Origin of the sequence: Marinobacter caseinilyticus (assembly GCF_011074955.1) — a bacterium.
Lineage (GTDB): Bacteria > Pseudomonadota > Gammaproteobacteria > Pseudomonadales > Oleiphilaceae > Marinobacter > Marinobacter caseinilyticus.
The window spans coordinates 115,132-132,912 of the sequence record NZ_WUQJ01000006.1 but is presented as its reverse complement, the minus strand read 5'-3'; the positions used below and the strand labels follow the sequence as shown (position 1 = coordinate 132,912).

13 protein-coding genes are annotated in these 17,781 nt (G+C 54.2%); 12 read left to right on the top strand and 1 reads right to left on the bottom strand.

Features of this window, described 5'->3' with window-relative positions; all coding sequences use genetic code 11:
• The first annotated feature begins 11 nt into the window (after window positions 1-11).
• The 8 genes from odhB (at window position 12) to rluB (ending at window position 8,843) form a co-directional block, all read left to right on the top strand.
• Window positions 12-1,244: a 2-oxoglutarate dehydrogenase complex dihydrolipoyllysine-residue succinyltransferase gene (gene odhB / locus GRX64_RS02860; RefSeq protein ID WP_166263684.1), complete on the top strand. Its 1,233-nt coding sequence runs from the start codon at window positions 12-14 to the stop codon at window positions 1,242-1,244.
• 36 nt (window positions 1,245-1,280) lie between these two features.
• Complete coding sequence (gene lpdA, locus GRX64_RS02855; protein ID WP_166263683.1) at window positions 1,281-2,720, top strand: dihydrolipoyl dehydrogenase; 1,440 nt, start codon at window positions 1,281-1,283, stop codon at window positions 2,718-2,720.
• 166 nt (window positions 2,721-2,886) lie between these two features.
• Complete coding sequence (sucC, locus tag GRX64_RS02850; protein WP_166263682.1) at window positions 2,887-4,053, top strand: ADP-forming succinate--CoA ligase subunit beta; 1,167 nt, start codon at window positions 2,887-2,889, stop codon at window positions 4,051-4,053.
• The gene (gene sucD, locus GRX64_RS02845; protein ID WP_166263681.1) at window positions 4,053-4,925 is read left to right on the top strand and encodes a succinate--CoA ligase subunit alpha; all 873 of its coding nucleotides are present in this window, start codon (window positions 4,053-4,055) and stop codon (window positions 4,923-4,925) included. Before sucC ends, sucD begins: the two co-directional genes overlap by 1 nt.
• A gap of 154 nt (window positions 4,926-5,079) precedes the next feature.
• A complete protein-coding gene (locus GRX64_RS02840) occupies window positions 5,080-6,294 on the top strand; it encodes a tryptophan--tRNA ligase (protein WP_207308711.1) in 1,215 nt (404 codons plus the stop codon).
• A 38-nt stretch (window positions 6,295-6,332) separates the two neighbouring features.
• Window positions 6,333-7,169, top strand: a complete 837-nt coding sequence (locus tag GRX64_RS02835; protein WP_166263680.1) for a segregation and condensation protein A — start codon at window positions 6,333-6,335, stop codon at window positions 7,167-7,169.
• A 58-nt stretch (window positions 7,170-7,227) separates the two neighbouring features.
• Complete coding sequence (gene scpB / locus GRX64_RS02830) at window positions 7,228-7,857, top strand: SMC-Scp complex subunit ScpB (RefSeq protein ID WP_166263679.1); 630 nt, start codon at window positions 7,228-7,230, stop codon at window positions 7,855-7,857.
• A gap of 35 nt (window positions 7,858-7,892) precedes the next feature.
• Complete coding sequence (gene rluB, locus GRX64_RS02825; protein ID WP_166263678.1) at window positions 7,893-8,843, top strand: 23S rRNA pseudouridine(2605) synthase RluB; 951 nt, start codon at window positions 7,893-7,895, stop codon at window positions 8,841-8,843.
• Window positions 8,844-8,884: 41 nt separating this feature from the next.
• On the opposite strand, the gene GRX64_RS02820 is transcribed toward rluB, so the two are convergent.
• Window positions 8,885-9,829 carry a GGDEF domain-containing protein gene (locus GRX64_RS02820; protein WP_166263677.1) on the bottom strand — a complete coding sequence of 315 codons (945 nt, stop codon included), beginning with the start codon at window positions 9,827-9,829 and terminating at the stop codon, window positions 8,885-8,887.
• Window positions 9,830-10,089: 260 nt separating this feature from the next.
• Between GRX64_RS02820 and GRX64_RS02815 the strand changes: the two genes are divergently transcribed.
• The 4 genes from GRX64_RS02815 to ligA all read left to right on the top strand — a co-directional run bounded on the left by GRX64_RS02815 (window position 10,090) and on the right by ligA (window position 17,664).
• Window positions 10,090-10,773: a GntR family transcriptional regulator gene (locus GRX64_RS02815; RefSeq protein ID WP_166263676.1), complete on the top strand. Its 684-nt coding sequence runs from the start codon at window positions 10,090-10,092 to the stop codon at window positions 10,771-10,773.
• Window positions 10,774-10,839: 66 nt separating this feature from the next.
• The gene (gene smc / locus GRX64_RS02810; protein ID WP_166263675.1) at window positions 10,840-14,340 is read left to right on the top strand and encodes a chromosome segregation protein SMC; all 3,501 of its coding nucleotides are present in this window, start codon (window positions 10,840-10,842) and stop codon (window positions 14,338-14,340) included.
• Window positions 14,341-14,457: 117 nt separating this feature from the next.
• A complete protein-coding gene (zipA, locus tag GRX64_RS02805; RefSeq protein WP_166263674.1) occupies window positions 14,458-15,564 on the top strand; it encodes a cell division protein ZipA in 1,107 nt (368 codons plus the stop codon).
• Window positions 15,565-15,636: 72 nt separating this feature from the next.
• Window positions 15,637-17,664, top strand: a complete 2,028-nt coding sequence (gene ligA, locus GRX64_RS02800; protein WP_166263673.1) for an NAD-dependent DNA ligase LigA — start codon at window positions 15,637-15,639, stop codon at window positions 17,662-17,664.
• Window positions 17,665-17,781: the final 117 nt, after the last annotated feature.

Here is a 17,781-nt window from a genome sequence, read left to right as displayed (position 1 = left end):
AAGGATCAGAGATGTCAACAGAGATAAAAGCACCCGTTTTTCCCGAATCGGTCGCCGAAGGTACAGTGGCGACCTGGCACAAAAAGCCTGGTGAAGCCTGCGCCCGGGATGAACTGATAGTCGATATTGAAACCGACAAGGTGGTTCTGGAAGTAGTTGCACCTGCCGATGGCGTAATCGAAGAGGTCCTCAAAGGCGAGGGTGAAACTGTTGAAAGCGGTGAAGTTGTTGGCAAATTCAAGGCCGGCGCCAAAGGCAACGATGCCTCACCGAAAACTGACGAAAGCAAAGCGTCTGAATCAGAAGCTCCAAACAACGACGATGGCGGGGATGCTGGAAACAAAGGCGAAGCAATCCTGAGTCCGGCGGCCAGAAAACTGGCGGAAGAAAATAACGTCGACCCTGAGTCAGTGAAAGGAACAGGAAAAGACGGTCGCGTAACAAAAGAAGACGTACAAAGCTACGTTGAGACCAGTAAGTCGAGCACGCCTCCGGCAGCCAAGGGTGCCGCCGCCATGCCTGAAGTCAAGGTCGCGGCAGGTGAGCGCGCAGAGAAGCGGGTACCGATGACCCGTCTTCGCTCGAGCATTGCCAAGCGTTTGGTCAGTGCCCAGCAAAATGCGGCCATGCTGACCACATTCAACGAAGTCAATATGAAACCATTAATGGATCTGCGAAAGCAGTACAAAGATGGTTTTGAGAAGCGTCACGGCATCAAGCTGGGCTTTATGTCCCTGTTCGTGAAGGCGGCAACGGAAGCATTGAAGCGCTTCCCGGCGGTGAACGCGTCGATTGATGGCAATGACATGGTGTACCACGGGTATCAGGATATCGGTGTTGCCGTTTCCAGCGATCGCGGGCTTGTGGTTCCGGTTTTGCGAGATACCGACGCCCTTGGGCTTGCCGATATCGAAAAGAAAATCGTCGAATATGGCACGAAGGCTAAAGACGGTAAGCTTGGTATCGAAGAAATGACCGGTGGCACGTTTACGATTTCAAACGGTGGCGTTTTCGGGTCTCTTATGTCCACGCCCATTCTGAATCCACCGCAAACGGCGATCCTTGGAATGCATAAGATCCAGGAGCGCGCCATGGTGGTTGATGGGCAAGTTGTTGTACTGCCGATGATGTATCTGGCGCTTTCGTACGACCACCGAATGATTGATGGCAAAGAAGCTGTTCAGTTCCTGGTGGCCATCAAGGACATGGTTGAAGATCCAGCGCGTATTCTGCTGGACGTTTGAATCTGTCACTCAATGAATCAGAAAACGGGATAAAACATGTCTGATAAGTACGACGTTATCGTCATTGGTGCGGGTCCTGGCGGCTACGTTGCAGCCATCAAAGCCGCGCAACTGGGATTAAAAACAGCCTGTGTTGAATCTTGGACCTCGGAGGAGGGCAAGCAGACACTGGGCGGAACCTGTCTCAACGTTGGTTGTATCCCATCCAAGGCGTTGCTTGAGATTTCGCATAAATATGAAGAGGCCGGTCATGGCTTCGCGGATCAGGGCATCGAGCTAAAAGACCTGAAGGTTAATGTTCCGAAAATGATGGAGCGTAAAACCGGCATTGTTAAGCAATTGACGGGTGGCATTGCTTCCCTGTTCAAGGCGAATGGCGTCACACCGATTCACGGCCGCGGCAAGATTCTTGCGAACCGGCAAGTGGAAGTAACGGGTAATGATGGCAAGGCCACGACCTACGAAGCCGACAATGTCATCATTGCGACTGGGTCAAACCCCATCAACATTCCACCTGCGCCGCTGAAGGACGGTTTTATCGTCGATTCCGAGGGTGCGCTGGAGTTTGAAGAAGTACCAAAAAGGGTGGGTGTCATTGGCGCAGGTGTTATCGGCCTGGAGCTAGGCAGCGTTTGGGCTCGCCTGGGATCGGAAGTCACTGTTCTGGAAGCCCTCGATACGTTCTTGCCAGCGGTTGATCAGCAGTGTGCAAAAGACGCACTCAAGCAGTTTAAAAAACAGGGACTGGACATCCAGCTCAAGGCTCGTGTGACTGGCACATCGGTTAAGCGGAACTTGGTTAACGTTACCTACGAGGATGCCAAGGGTGAACAGGAGCTGAAAGTTGACAAGCTGATTGTTGCCGTAGGCCGCCGGCCGAATACCGAAAATCTTTTGGCCGCTGACGCGGGTGTTAACCTCGACGAGCGCGGCTTTATTTTCGTCGATGAGCAGTGCCAGACGGATGCACCTGGAATTTGGGCTGTGGGCGACGTGGTTCGCGGGCCTATGCTGGCGCACAAAGCATCCGAAGAGGGTGTTATGGTGGCTGAGCGCATTGCGGGACACAAACCTCAGGTCAACTACGACTGCATTCCGAATGTTATCTACACCCATCCTGAACTGGCCTGGGTTGGTAAAACGGAAGAGCAGCTCAAGGCAGAAGGTGAAGCCTACAAAGTGGGTACTTTTCCTTTTGCAGCAAACGGCCGTGCTATGGCGGCGAACTCGGCATCTGGGATGGTCAAGATCATCGCTGACGAAAAAACCGACCGAATTTTGGGTTTCCATGTTATCGGCCCCCAAGCATCGGAACTGGTTGCGCAAGGCGTAATTGCAATGGAGTTTGGCTCCAGTGCTGAAGATCTGGCGCTAACCTGTTTCGCGCACCCGACTCTCTCCGAGTCAGTGCATGAAGCGGCTCTGGGTGTCAACGACGGGGCAATCCACATTGCCAATCGTCGGAAAAAGAAATAAAGCGGTTCGATTGGGGCGCAATGGAGCGCCCCTAAGCCATTGATTGGCGATTTCCGAATCTGCTTGGATGCGCTGAGGTGATCCCCGGCGCATCGACGAGAATTCGCAAACAGCGGATTCGATTTCCGTACGTGGTTATCCTCCATCAAAAAGCGGGACATTTGTTATGAATTTGCACGAATATCAGGGCAAGCAGCTATTCGCTGAATACGGTTTGCCAGTATCAGAGGGCATTGCCTGCGATACACCTGACGAAGCAGCCGCAGCTGCAGACAAAATTGGCGGTGATCGCTGGGTTGTTAAAGCCCAGGTTCATGCGGGCGGTCGCGGTAAGGCCGGTGGCGTAAAGCTGCTGGACAACAAAGATGACATCCGGGCTTTCGCTGAAAAATGGTTGGGCAAGAACCTTGTAACCTACCAGACCGATGAGCATGGTCAGCCAGTTAGCAAAATATTGGTCGAGTCTCTGACGGATATCGATCAGGAACTCTACCTGGGTGCCGTTGTTGATCGTGGTACGCGACGTATCGTATTCATGGCGTCCACCGAAGGCGGCGTTGAGATTGAGAAAGTTGCCGAGGAAACACCTGAGAAAATTCTCAAGGCAACCGTCGACCCGTTGGTGGGGGCACAGCCGTACCAAGCTCGTGAGCTGGCGTTTAAACTGGGCCTGAAGGGCGATCAGATCAAGCAGTTCACCAAGATTTTTATGGGCCTTGCTAATTTGTTTGAAGATTATGACCTGGCGCTTCTGGAAATTAATCCGTTGGTCATCACAGACAAGGGCGACCTGCATTGTCTGGACGCAAAAATCGGTGTTGATGGCAACGCCCTGTACCGTCAGCCAAAAATTCGCGATATGCATGATCCTTCACAGGAAGATTCCCGCGAAGCCGACGCAGCCAAATGGGAACTGAACTACGTTGCGCTGGAAGGCAACATTGGCTGTATGGTTAACGGCGCAGGCTTGGCCATGGGCACCATGGACATCATCAAGCTGAGCGGTGGCAGACCGGCAAACTTCCTGGATGTTGGGGGCGGCGCGACTAAAGAGCGTGTAACGGAAGCCTTCAAGATCATTCTGTCGGATGACGCTGTGCAGGCCGTTTTAGTGAACATTTTCGGCGGCATCGTCCGTTGCGACATGATCGCTGAGGGTATCATCGGTGCCGTGAAGGATGTGGGCGTTAAGGTTCCTGTTGTGGTTCGTCTTGAGGGCAACAACGCTGACCTGGGTACGAAGGTACTGGCAGAAAGCGGGCTGAACATTATTGCCGCCACTAGCCTGGCGGATGCCGCAGAACAAGTCGTTAAAGCCGCAGGGGGTAAGTAATGAGCATCCTGATTAATAAAGACACCAAGGTTATCTGTCAGGGCTTTACCGGCGCGCAGGGTACATTCCACTCCGAGCAAGCCATTGCCTATGGCACTCAGATGGTTGGTGGTGTCAGTCCTGGTAAGGGTGGCACCGAACACCTTGGTTTGCCCGTTTTTAATACTGTGCGAGATGCCGTTGAGACAACCGGCGCGACCGCCACTGTCATCTACGTACCCGCACCTTTTTGTAAAGACGCAATCATTGAAGCGGCAGATGCCGGCATTGAATTGATTGTGTGTATTACAGAAGGTATTCCGACCATCGATATGCTTTACGCCAAAGAATACGTAGACCGTAAAGGCGTGCGGATGATCGGTCCAAACTGCCCGGGCGTGATCACACCAGGCGAGAGCAAAATCGGCATCATGCCCGGCCACATCCATAAGCCAGGCAAGGTTGGTATTGTATCCCGCTCAGGTACTTTGACCTATGAAGCCGTCAAGCAGACAACGGACTTTGGTTACGGCCAGTCGACGTGTGTCGGCATTGGTGGTGACCCAATTCCGGGGTCCAACTTCATTGATATTCTGCAATTACTGCAAGACGATCCGCAGACTGAAGCGATTGTCATGATCGGTGAGATCGGTGGCAATGCGGAAGAAGAAGCGGCGGCGTTCATCAAAACCAACGTCACCAAGCCGGTTGTTTCCTACATTGCCGGTGTTACTGCACCTCCAGGCAAGCGTATGGGGCATGCAGGTGCCATTATTGCAGGTGGTAAGGGCACTGCGGATGAAAAATTCGCGGCCCTGGAAGATGCCGGCGTCAAAACCGTGCGCAGTCTCGCTGAAATTGGCAAGGCTCTGAAAGAAGTAACTGGCTGGTAAGTCTCCGCCATTACTGAAAAACCCCCGATCCGACCTGGTTGGATATCGGGGGTTTTTTGTTTTTACATTAACCTCGTCGACACATGAGTCTATAATCGCCGTTTAGTCTCTTTTATGATGGCTCATATTCTCTAATACGAAAGGAGTTCATGCTTTGAGTTCTGTCGAATCCCAGCAACGGGTGCTGTCCGGTATGCGTCCAACCGGTAAGCTTCACCTCGGTCATTACCATGGTGTGCTTAAAAACTGGGTTAAGCTCCAACATGAATTCGAGTGTTTTTTCTTTGTTGCCGATTGGCATGCATTGACCACGAATTACGACGACCCCTCGATGATCGAGGAAAGCGTGTGGGATATGGTTATTGACTGGCTTGCGGCAGGCGTCAATCCGGGGTCGGCCACGCTGTTTATTCAGTCCCGTGTTCCGGAGCACGCCGAGTTGCACTTGCTGTTGTCCATGATTACCCCGCTGGGGTGGCTTGAGCGGGTACCAACTTACAAAGATCAGCAGGAAAAACTGAGAGAGAAAGACCTGGCGACCTACGGCTTCCTGGGATACCCATTGCTACAGAGTGCAGACATACTCATGTACCGTGCGGGCCGTGTGCCGGTGGGTGCAGATCAGGTGTCTCACGTCGAAATTACCCGTGAAGTTGCGCGCCGGTTTAACCACCTCTATGGCCGGGAACCGGGCTTTGAGGAGCAGGCCGAGGCGGCCATTGTTAAAATGGGTAAAAAGAACGCCAAACTCTACAGGTCCCTCAAGCGACGCTATCAGGAAGAGGGCGACCTGGAGGCGCTGGACACGGCCCGGGCCTTGCTCAAGGAGCAGCAGAACATCTCACTGGGTGACAGCGAGCGTTTGTACGGGTACATCGAGGGCGGTGGTAAGGTAATTTTGCCAGAGCCCCAGGCGTTGTTGACACCGGACTCAAAAATGCCGGGGCTCGATGGGCAGAAGATGTCCAAGTCCTATGGCAACACCATTGGCTTACGAGAAGAGCCAGATAGCGTTGCCCAAAAAATACGCACCATGCAGACGGACCCACAGCGAGTCCGTCGTACCGATCCTGGAGAGCCCGAAAAGTGTCCTGTTTGGGGGCTTCATCAGGTCTACTCCGATAAGGACACTCAGGAATGGGTTCAGATTGGTTGTCGGAGCGCCGGTATTGGCTGTCTGGACTGCAAAAAGCCGGTAATCGATGCCATTGTGGAAGAGCAGCGGCCGCTGCATGAGCGAGCGCGAGAGTACGAGGGCAACCCGGACCTGGTTCGATCCATTATTGACGAGGGCTGCGAGCAAGCGCGTGATGCAGCTCGTGACACGCTGGACGAAGTCCGGGCAGCCATGGGACTTCGTTACCGTTGAAACCCCTGAACGACGATCAGTCTGGTGCAGGTTAAGGCATGACCGACGAGTCCGTCAGCGATCAAACCGACGTCAGTGACGACGCAACGGTGGCCGAGACAGCACCATTGGCGAGAGTGTCAGGCAAGGCTCTGGTTGATCTGCCTTCAGATCTTTATATTCCGCCGGATGCGTTAGCCGTGTTTCTGGAGGCGTTTGAGGGGCCTCTGGATTTGCTGTTGTACCTGATTCGGCGCCAGAATATGAACATTCTGGACATCGATGTGAGCGAAATAACCCGTCAGTACATGGATTACATTGGGGCAGTCGAAGCGATACGGTTCGAGTTGGCAGCCGAGTATCTGGTGATGGCCGCAACGCTTGCAGAGATAAAATCGAGAATGCTCTTGCCGCGACAGGTGCTGGATGAGGATGATGAGGTAGACCCCCGGGCGGAGTTGATTCGTCGCCTGCAGCAATATGAACGCTTCAAGAAAGCCGCGGAAGACATTGACCAACTGCCCAGGGTGGAGCGTGATACCTTTATTGGTGGAGCGGGGCTGCCTGTACTGCCCAGCCGTCAATCATCGCCAGACGTAGACCTCCGGGAACTTTTGCTGGCACTTCAGGGGGTGTTACAGCGGGCGGATCTGTTTACCAGCCACCACGTTGAGCGGGAAAAGTTGTCCACGCGTGAGCGTATGTCGGCAATTCTTGCGACACTCAATAACGATCAATTTGTGAAATTTGAAAGTCTGTTCACCGTTGAGGAAGGCCGATTGGGGGTGGTTGTGACGTTTCTGGCCACTCTTGAGTTGGTAAAAGAACAGCTGATCGAAATCGTTCAGGCCGAGGTGCTTGGAGCAATTCATATTCGCTCCCGTGCGTCGAACTGAAGGCCTGGGTTGGTGTTTGATGGTTCCTCAGAATGGGCTCTGTTAGAGTTTTCATGATATGAACGAAGAAAATTTACGCTGGGTCCAGCGGATTGTAGAGGCTGCGTTGCTGGCCGCTGGCAAGCCCATGGGGCTCGATCAATTGCGTGATCTTTTTGATGAAGGAGACCGCCCGGCACGACAGGTTATGGAACATGTCATGTTCCAGCTTGAAAAGTCCTGTGAGGGGCGCGGGTTTGAGCTTGTGAGAGTGGCCAGTGGTTACCGGTTTCAGGTGCGACAGGAGTATGCACCGTGGGTTTCAAAATTGTTCGAGGAAAAACCCCAGCGATACTCCCGTGCGTTGCTCGAGACACTTGCCCTGATTGCCTATCGCCAGCCCATCACCCGGGGTGAAATCGAGGATATTCGTGGCGTCGCCGTGAGCAGTAATATTGTTCGCACCTTGCTGGAGCGCGAATGGGTGCGAGTGGTCGGCCATCGGGATGTTCCGGGCAGGCCAGCAATGTATGCCACCACCAAACAGTTTCTCGACTACTTCAATCTGGCCAGTCTCGACCAGCTGCCGCCATTGTCGGAGATTCGGGATCTGGATGAAATTGGCCGCGAGATTGAGAAAACGATACAGGCGGAAATTGAATTTGAATCTCCGTCAGACGAACAGACCGATGATCAAACTCTTCACTGATGCTTCGCGCTCAGTTGATCTAAAAGGAAAGACCCATGGCGTCAGAACGCCCGCGTAACAAGCCGGACAGGCCGTCACGCACAACCACCCCTGAACCGGAAAGACTGCAAAAAATATTGGCCCGAGCCGGAGTGGGGTCCCGACGTGAAGTGGATGGCTGGATTGAAGCCAGCCGCATTTCCGTTAATGGCCAACTGGCCGAACCAGGCCAAAAGGTCACCATCGACGATCGTATCGAACTGGATGGTCGCAAGCTCGACATTCACGCTGCGGCTGAGACCGTGCGCAGGGTTCTGGTATACAACAAACCGGAAGGTGAAGTGACCACCCGGCGTGACCCTGAGGGTCGGCCTACCGTGTTTGACAGTCTCCCTCGGTTAAAGGAGCAACGATGGATTGCTATTGGCCGTCTCGATATAAATACCACTGGCCTGATGCTGTTTACCACTGACGGCGAACTGGCGAATCGCTTGATGCATCCGTCCCATGAAATCGACCGTGAGTATGCAGTGCGGGTATTTGGTGAAGTTGATGAGGCAATGATGAAGCGTCTGATCGACGGTGTCTTGCTGGATGACGGTATTGCGCGTTTTTCCGACGTGTCATCCGCGGGCGGTAAAGGCATTAATCAGTGGTATCACGTGACGCTTTTTGAAGGCAGGAACCGTGAGGTGCGACGTTTGTGGGAATCCCAAGGGGTCCAGGTCAGCCGCTTGAAGCGTGTGCGCTACGGACCGGTATTTCTGCCAAGTCGGCTCAGTGTTGGGCGATGGGAAGAAATGGAGCAAAAGGGTGTTGACGACTTAAGCAAAGCGGTGGGTCTCGGCTCCATCACAATACCGGCAAAAACGCCGGGTGAACAAAAGGCCATCGAACGTAAGCAGCGAAAACAGCCTGCTTCCCATGGCAAAAAGCAGAGGGGGAGTAAGTGGCAGGTCAGCGGAACCAAACCGCCGGTCACCAAGAAGCCTGCCAGACGTAAGTAGAAGGCCAGGCATAGCTAAGGTCGCGAGGGGACTTTGGCAGCTCAGGAGGGGTGGTTAGCGATGCAGTCGGATACGCGGGTGCAATTGCGACCTTGTTTCTTGGCTCGATACAGCGCTTCATCGGCTCGCGCCAGCCACTCTGACGGAGTCTCGTTTGCCTGGCGCAAGGCTAAGCCAGCACTGGCGGTTGTGGCGACGTCGCTCTCGCCGCAATTAACGACGACCTGCGCAACAAACCCCCTGATGCGATCTGCTACCACTCTGGCTTCGTCTTCCCCGGTATGAGGTAAGATGATGGCGAATTCTTCGCCACCAAAGCGATAGATGCCATCACTGTTCCGGGTGGCTTTGGCCAACTCTTTGGCCACCGCATGCAATATATGGTCGCCAATCACATGGCCATAGGTGTCATTAATGCGTTTGAAATGATCAAGGTCGCAAAGGATAAGCGAACAAACCTCATCGTGACGGTCACCAAGGTGGCACTGTTTTACCAGCGCTTCATCCAGCGCCCGTTTGTTTGGAATTTGCGTAAGTGCATCGGTCAGGGCTGTTTGTTGAACGGCCTCAAACTGACACGCATTCCGAATCGGACAGATGGCAACACTCAGAAGTTGTTCTATTGCTTCCTGTTCTTCCTCTGAGAATCTTGCTCGGCGCGTCACCGTTAAACCACCGTAGTTCACACCTTCCAGACTTAGGCGGTAATCACACCGATGCTGACCGCCCAAGCCGGATGCGTAAACAAAGTCCTGGCAGCCAATCCTGTGGCGATAGGTTAAGTGGTCAAATGCCACAATTGTGCCGAGTTCTTCAGCAAAAATGGCAATGAGGTACTCCAGATTCAGCGAAACTGTCATGCGACGACACAACCGTGTAAACACGTCATCAGCGTCGCGCCAGTGAGCGCTCGCCTTGCGAAGCGCCGCCAGTTTACGAAGTTGATCGCTGGTACGCGCAATAAATGGTGTGGTGGTGCCTGACATTGGTTGCCCCTTAAGTCGTCTGCCAGGTGCAAAGCAGAAATGGTGCCATCAAAAATATATTCAATATAAACAGTCGTATACCGTGTTTTTAATCTGTTTTATGCGGTGTTGCCCCGTTTTACCGTCAAAAAAATGCCGTTCAGGCGGCAATGGCCTTCCGCTTCCTGTCACGCGATTATGAAAAGTCTTCTACAGCGCTGGAGGACGGCCAACGTGTGGTACACTTTGCGTTTTACAAGACCCGTCAAGCGAAAGAATTTATGAGATTTCAGGCACCTGAAAGTCTGTCAGAGCAAATTGCCCAGCACTTGGGCCAAAGAATCATCACCGGTCAGCTCAGGCCAGGCCAGCGCATTCAGGAACTGAAAGTCGCAGGGGACCTGGACGTCAGTCGAGGCTCTGTCCGTGAGGCGCTGTTGATTCTGGAACGGCGCCACTTGATCGAAATATTTCCGCGCCGCGGGGCCGTGGTGTCATTGTTGACCAAAGATCTCGTCAATAGTCTGTATGATATTTACATTGAGCTGTTGTGCATGTTGGGCCGTAAGGTGCTCGAACAGTGGTCTGGCGTTGAACTGTCCGGCATGATGGCCCGGGTTGCGGAGCTTCAACAGTTGATCAATGCCCGCAAGCTCAGTGGGCAGGAATCGATGGAAAACGTTATTGATGCCGGATTCGACGTCATGCGTCATGCGTACCGCCTGGTTGGCAATCCTTTTCTGGAAGAAACGCTCGAAAACTTTAAGCCCGCCATCAGCAGAACCTACTATGTCGCTCTGGAAAATTTCCGGGGAGAGCTTGCTGAGACCGAGCACTTTTTTCAGCAGCTTGCGGAGAGCGCAACCGCTGGCAATACAGCAGCGCTTGAGAACAGTATTCGGGAATTTGGTGAGCATCAGCGCCGTCAGGTGCTCAGTATTCTGGAACATGCGGACACCGCCTGACACTCAGGTTTGGCGAATGTTCTCTCAGTATCTCTCTGGATCAGTAAACGGGCGAAAAGACATCACATGCGTCTGAAATCGATCAAGTTGGCGGGTTTCAAATCTTTTGTCGACCCGACCACGGTACCTTTTCCCTCCAATATGACCGCGGTTGTTGGACCCAACGGCTGTGGCAAATCCAATATCATCGATGCGGTGCGTTGGGTGATGGGCGAGAGCTCGGCCAAGTACCTGCGTGGCGAATCAATGACCGACGTCATCTTCAACGGTTCCAGTGCCCGCAAACCTGTCGGTCAGGCCTCTATCGAACTCTTGTTTGACAACAGTGATGGCTCGGCACCGGGCGAGTTCGCCAAGTTCAATGAAATATCCGTTCGCCGCCGCGTGTCGCGGGAGGGGCAGTCTGAGTATTTCCTGAACGGGGCGAAATGCCGCCGGCGAGACATCACCGATCTTTTTCTGGGTACCGGCCTTGGTCCCCGAAGTTACGCCATTATCGAGCAGGGTATGATTTCACGCCTGATCGAGGCGAAGCCCGAAGAACTTCGAATCTATATCGAAGAGGCGGCCGGCATATCCAAGTACAAAGAGCGTCGCAAAGAGACAGAAAACAGGATTCGCCGGACCCAGGAAAATCTGGAGCGTCTGACCGATCTGAGGGAAGAACTTGAGCGTCAGCTTCAGCATTTACAGCGGCAGGCTCAATCGGCCGAGAAGTACAAATCTTTCAAGCAGGAAGAGCGCCAGACGAAAGCCGAGTTGACGGTGCTGCGGTGGCAAGCCCTGGATGAAGACCTGCAATCCGCTCGCGTTCGCATCCGTGACACCGAACTCGAGCTGGAACGGGTGTTGACTGAGAGGGTGAGTACCGAAACGTCTCTTGAGTCGCTGCGAGAAAGCCACTATGAGCGCACTGAGCACTTTAACAAGGCTCAGGCCCGGTACTATGAAGCGGGTTCGGATATCGCCCGGATTGAGCAAAGCCTCGAACACCAGCGCGAGCGCGGTCGCCAAATGGCTATTGAGCTTGATCAGGCAATGTCGAATCAGAGTGAGCTGAGCCTGGAGCTTGAACACGACGAAGATAAACTGCGGACGGCCGAAGAAGAGATTGCCATGTTGACGCCCGAGCAAGAGGCGTTGAGCAGGCATGCGGAACAGTCCGGCGAAAAACTTCAGCTAGCCGAACAGGCAATGAGCGACTGGCAACAAACCTGGGAAGCATTCAGCAACCGTTCATCGGATGCCCGTCGACAGGTGGAGCTTGCCCAGTCCCGGATTCGGTCGATGGAAGATGCCATTGAGCAACTGATAAACCGTCAATCACGGCTGGATGAAGAGCGGTCCATGCTGCAGAGTCAACTTGACCGCGAGGCATTGTCAGAACTGGCCGAACAGGAGGAACTCTGCAACCTGCAAAGAGAAGACGCAGCGGCAAGCATTGAATCCATTCAGGAGCATCTTCAGAACGCCCGTCAACGACAACGGGATGCTGAGATCGCCGTTGCGGACAAGCGCCAGCATGTTCAGACGCTGAAGGCGAATCTGAATTCCCAGCAAGCGCTGCTGGACGAGCAGATGGGCGGCCAGGACACCGATTTGCAAGCCTGGTTGGCTCAGTATCAGTTGGCGAAGCTTCCGCGCCTGGCGCACAGGCTCGACATCGATCCTGAGTGGTCGTTCGCGGTTGAGCAGGTGATGGGTAATCTGTCGCAAAGTTTGTGCGTGTCGAGCCTGTCGGAACTTGAAACTGCCTTGGTAGAGGCGCCGAAGGGCGTTGCCGTTGTCGAGCATACTTCACGGGCGAATACCGCTCGGACAGGGCAGGGCCTGCTATCGAAAGTGGGCAGCGCCGGCGGTTTTAGCGCACTGTTGTCGTCGATTAATATCGCCAGTTCACTGCAGGATGCGATCGCTCGTCGTGATTCGTTACCTGAGGCATCGAGTTTCCTGACCCAAGACGGTATCTGGATTGGGCGTCACTGGCTGCGTATGCCGTTATCCGACGCAGGCCAGGTTGGGGTAATCGAGCGCCAAAGGCGAGTCGAGCAGTTGCAGGGTGAGTGCGAGGCGGAGTCAGAGACACTGGAGGGTTTGGAGGAAGCACTGACAGCCGTCCAGACGCGTATGGCGAGTCTGGAAAACGAGCGTGAAGATGCGCAGAAAGTTCTCAGTGATGCCGAACGTGAGCTCAGCAATGTTTCGTCCCAAATCAGCGGACTTAAAGCCAGAACTGAGCAGATTGACGCACGACTGAACCGGATTAACGATGACGTGGCCGAAGTGGCTGCAAACCTGGCCGAGCAGCAGGAGCTGTTGGCGGAGGCACGCTTCGAGTGGCAGGAAGCACTGGCCGCCACCGAAGACAACGATGAAGAGAAAGAATCATTGCTGGCCCGCCGGGATGGCCTGCGGGAGAATCTTGACCATTTACGTCAGGAAGCCCGTCACGACCGCGACCGTGTGCATCAGATACAGCTTCAGTTGCAGTCCTTGTGCAGTCAGAGGGATGGATTAAAGCAGACGCTGGACCGAATGCAATTGCAGAAAGAGCGTCTGGAGGAGCGTGTGGCGATCCTTCAGGAAGGCCGGGAGTCTGCTGAGGAGCCTGTTGAAGACCTGCAGATGCAGCTCGAAGGTCTGCTTGAGCGCCGATTGGCGGAAGAAGAAAAGCTCTCGGTGGCCCGGGACGCATTGGAGGATATTGACCGGGAAGTCCGGGATAAGGAACAGGGCCGCAGTCGTGCGGAGCATGTTATCCAGGACATTCGCGCCAATTTAGAGAAAATGAAACTGGAATCCCAGGCTCTTGATATCCGCTCAGGAAACCACCTGGAGCAACTGAAAGAGCTGGATGTGAGCTTAAAAGACACATTGGAGCACATGTCCGAAGACGCCACCGAAAGCGTTTGGGCAGAAGAGCTGGAGAAGATCGGTAACCGCATACAGCGCCTGGGTGCAATAAATCTGGCCGCGATCGAGGAATACCAGGTTCAGAGTGAGCGAAAAAATTACCTGGATAGCCAGCATGAGGATCTGGTTGAGGCGCTTGAGATACTGGATAATGCCATTCGTAAGATTGATCGAGAGACGCGTCAGCGATTTAAGGAGACCTTCGATAAGGTCAATGGTGGCTTGCAGGCGCTGTTCCCGAAAGTCTTTGGGGGCGGGAATGCGTCCCTTGAATTAACCGGTGAAGATTTGCTTGAAACCGGCGTAACAATAATGGCGCGGCCGCCCGGCAAGAAGAACAGCACAATACATCTGCTGTCCGGTGGCGAGAAAGCACTTACTGCCATTGCCCTGGTATTTTCAATCTTTCAGCTCAACCCGGCGCCTTTCTGTATGCTGGACGAAGTGGACGCGCCGCTGGACGATGCCAATGTCGGACGTTATGCCAACCTGGTGAATGAAATGTCCAATCAGGTACAGTTTATCTATATCACTCATAACAAGATTGCCATGGAAATGGCCAGTCAGTTAATGGGTGTGACCATGCATGAGCCGGGTTGCTCCCGTTTGGTCTCGGTGGACGTAGAGGAAGCGGCTGCCCTGGCCCAGTTATGAAGATCAAACACTTAAAAAGTGACAAAAAGGCCATGTTACGCTGGGCCGCGTTGTATTCGGAAGCGGCATTGAATAGAGTAACGACGTTACGCGATTCGCACACAGGACTGCATGATTATGTCTCTTAGGGAATGGTTAATTGCCATAGGTACCCTGGTGATTTTGGGCATTGTAATTGATGGCATTCGCCGCATGCGGCGTGCACGAAAAGACGCAATGGCGATATCATCGGGCATGGGCGCCGACGAACTGAAGGAGTCGCCACTGGACGACGCATTCAACCCGGAACTACCCAATGGCGGTGCCCGACCCATTACCCGGGACACGCTTCAGGAGCGAGGTTACCTGAAAAAATCCGGACGCAGCCGCTTTGCCAACCCGGAGCCCAAACCAACGCGCCCCATTGTGTCGTCACGGCCTGTCAAGGCTGAGCCACAGGCTTCGGAAACTGAGCCGGCATCCGTCAAAGCGTCTGATCAGACGACTCAGCCCGATGAACTGTCGGGCGCGGATAAGTGGGAGCAGGCGACCGGTGAGTCGGGCTGGAGTGCAATTGACGACGAGCCGGACGTTAATGACGAGACACTGAGCCAGGCCCGCACGGTGAACCCGTCTGACGATTCCGAAGCAGACGTGGATACGACCGATGACCGCTCGGATGACAAAAACGACGACGATCAAGCGCCGCCGATCGTTACATCCGAGGTGGAAGAGGACACGGCTCGCCGTGCCGCGCCGAAGCGTAAATCGAGTCAACCGGTCGCGGGCGCGAATCGACCGGATGCCCAGGAAGTCATTGTCATTAATGTGTTGTCCAAACCTGACCAGGCGTTTGCAGGGCCTGCCCTGAAAAAGCTGTTCGAGGCTTGCGGTCTCGAACACGGCGATATGGACATTTACCATCGTCATGAAGGAGTTGATACCAACAGTCCGGTACAATTCAGTGTCGCCAACGCCGTTGAACCGGGCACCTTCCGGCCGCGGGACATGGCGACAATGTCGACGCCGGGTATCAGTTTTTTCATGAGCATGCCGGGCCCGTCCAACGCTATGCAGGCGTTCGACTTTATGCATGAAACTGCTCAGTGTGTGGTTCGCAATCTCGGTGGCGAATTAAAAGATGAACGGCGAAGCGTCATGACGCCGCAAACCGTTGAGCATTGTCGGCAAAGAATCAGGGAATATGAGAGAAAGCGGCACTCTCAGCACTCTCAGCGAGTGTGACCGCCTTTCTGGTTTTATCGTGGATGCCCGGCTTGCCCGGGCATTTTCGTGTTGAGCAAGGGTTTTTTCCGTATGGCTAACACATCAACCGTCGCACACCGGATAGAGCAGCTGCGAGCGGAGATAAACGATTATAACTACCGGTATTACGTGCTCGATGAGCCAGCCGTTCCGGACGCGGAGTATGATCGTTTGTTTCGCGAGTTGCAGGCGCTTGAGACTCAGTATCCTGACCTGATTACGCCTGAGTCACCGACTCAGAGAGTGGGCGCAACTGGCGAAACCACCTTTGACGAGGTGGTGCATCGCCTGCCCATGCTGTCGCTGGACAATGCCTTTACCGATGAAGAGTTAAAGGATTTTGACCGTCGCGTAAGGGAGCGGTTAGGGACGGACGAACCCGTGGAGTATGTGTGCGAGCCGAAGCTCGATGGGCTTGCCGTCAGCCTGCATTATGAGAACGGTCGTCTGATTCAGGCGGCGACCCGTGGCGATGGCTACGCCGGCGAGGATATTACTGCAAACATTCGCACCATTCCGTCGGTTCCGCTGATGTTGAGAGGGCAAGGGTACCCCAATCTTGTCGAGGTTAGGGGGGAGGTATACATGCCTCGTGCCGGGTTTGAGGCATTGAACCGACGATTGGCAAACAAGGGCGACAAGACATTTGTAAACCCCCGCAATGCCGCGGCGGGCAGTCTGCGACAGAAGAACCCAAAGGTGACTGCGCGGCGACCGCTTGAGTTGTGTGGCTACAGTGTCGCGGTTGTCGATGAGGGGCTGTTGCCGGACAACCACTGGGATTGCCTTAATTTGATCAAAGACTGGGGATTCCGGATTAATCCGGAGATGCGTAAAGCGTCGGGTGCGGAAGAATGTCTGGATGCCTATCGAAGCTTGCTGGATAAACGCGCAACACTGCCGTATGAGATAGACGGCATTGTCTTCAAAGTGAATGATTTTTCCCAGCAGCGGACTCTGGGCTTTATTTCGCGTGCGCCTCGTTGGGCCATCGCTCAAAAATTTCCCGCGCAGGAAGAGCTGACCACCATTGAAGATGTTGAGTTTCAGGTCGGCCGGACGGGGGCTGTGACGCCCGTGGCTCGTTTACGACCGGTGTTTGTGGGTGGTGTGACCGTCAGCAATGCCACTCTTCACAACATGGACGAGATCGCTCGGCTGGATGTTCGAATTGGGGATACGGTGTTTGTTCGGCGGGCCGGGGATGTCATACCTCAAGTGGTCAAGGTAGTCCTGGACAAACGCCCGGAAAATGCGCGTCTGATTGAACGGCCCCTTCACTGCCCGGTCTGTGGTTCTGATATTGTCCAAATTGAGGGTGAGGTGGTTGCCCGTTGTTCAGGCGGACTCTATTGCGCCGCCCAAAGAAAGGAAGCCATCAAGCACTTCGCCTCTCGCAAAGCCATGGATATTGAAGGTTTGGGCGACAAATGGATTGATATCCTGGTTGAGAAAGGCATGGTAAAAACCGTCGCGGACCTTTATCACCTTACGGTAGTCGACCTGCAAAGCCTGGAACGAATGGGCGAAAAATCAGCACGCAATCTGGTTGAAGCCATTGCGGCCTCCAGGCGCCCCCAGTTGTGGCGGTTTGTCTATGCTCTGGGCATCAGGGAGGTGGGGGAGGCAACTGCCAAGTCCCTGGCACGCCACTACGGCACGTTGGAACGCATTGCTGCGGCGAGTGACGACGACCTGCAGACGGTTCAGGATGTCGGTCCTATAGTGGCAGGGCACATCCAAAGCTTTTTCAACCAATCGCACAACAAGGAAACCATCGACGCATTAAGATCGGCTGGGGTTGAATGGCAGTCGGAGTCTGTCGATCTGGCTGCCCAACCATTGGCCGGTGAGACCTGGGTGCTGACCGGCACCTTGTCGGAGATGACTCGGGACGAAGCCAAGGAGAAGCTGGAATCCCTGGGGGCAAAAGTAGCGGGCAGCGTATCGGCCAAGACCACCAGCCTGGTGGCAGGCGCCGCAGCAGGCTCCAAGTTGACCAAGGCGGAATCCCTTGGTGTCAAAGTACTCAGTGAGCAGGAATTTATTACGTTTCTGGAAACCCGTCAGCAGTCGTAATGACGGCCCAGGGGGCCTTTGGACTGCCTCGCAGCGTGAATCTGAGAACTGGCGCAGGTAGCCATCAGGCTAAATTGATTACTATGGGCGTGTTCTGTAACGGTGTGTAAGACACCG

Coding starts and splice junctions, on each gene's coding strand:
- odhB (WP_166263684.1), top strand. CDS start 12: ATGTCAACAGAGATAAAAGCACCCGTTTTTCCCGAATCGGTCGCCGAA.
- lpdA (WP_166263683.1), top strand. CDS start 1,281: ATGTCTGATAAGTACGACGTTATCGTCATTGGTGCGGGTCCTGGCGGC.
- sucC (WP_166263682.1), top strand. CDS start 2,887: ATGAATTTGCACGAATATCAGGGCAAGCAGCTATTCGCTGAATACGGT.
- sucD (WP_166263681.1), top strand. CDS start 4,053: ATGAGCATCCTGATTAATAAAGACACCAAGGTTATCTGTCAGGGCTTT.
- GRX64_RS02835 (WP_166263680.1), top strand. CDS start 6,333: ATGACCGACGAGTCCGTCAGCGATCAAACCGACGTCAGTGACGACGCA.
- scpB (WP_166263679.1), top strand. CDS start 7,228: ATGAACGAAGAAAATTTACGCTGGGTCCAGCGGATTGTAGAGGCTGCG.
- rluB (WP_166263678.1), top strand. CDS start 7,893: ATGGCGTCAGAACGCCCGCGTAACAAGCCGGACAGGCCGTCACGCACA.
- GRX64_RS02820 (WP_166263677.1), bottom strand. CDS start 9,829: ATGTCAGGCACCACCACACCATTTATTGCGCGTACCAGCGATCAACTT.
- GRX64_RS02815 (WP_166263676.1), top strand. CDS start 10,090: ATGAGATTTCAGGCACCTGAAAGTCTGTCAGAGCAAATTGCCCAGCAC.
- smc (WP_166263675.1), top strand. CDS start 10,840: ATGCGTCTGAAATCGATCAAGTTGGCGGGTTTCAAATCTTTTGTCGAC.
- zipA (WP_166263674.1), top strand. CDS start 14,458: ATGTCTCTTAGGGAATGGTTAATTGCCATAGGTACCCTGGTGATTTTG.
- ligA (WP_166263673.1), top strand. CDS start 15,637: ATGGCTAACACATCAACCGTCGCACACCGGATAGAGCAGCTGCGAGCG.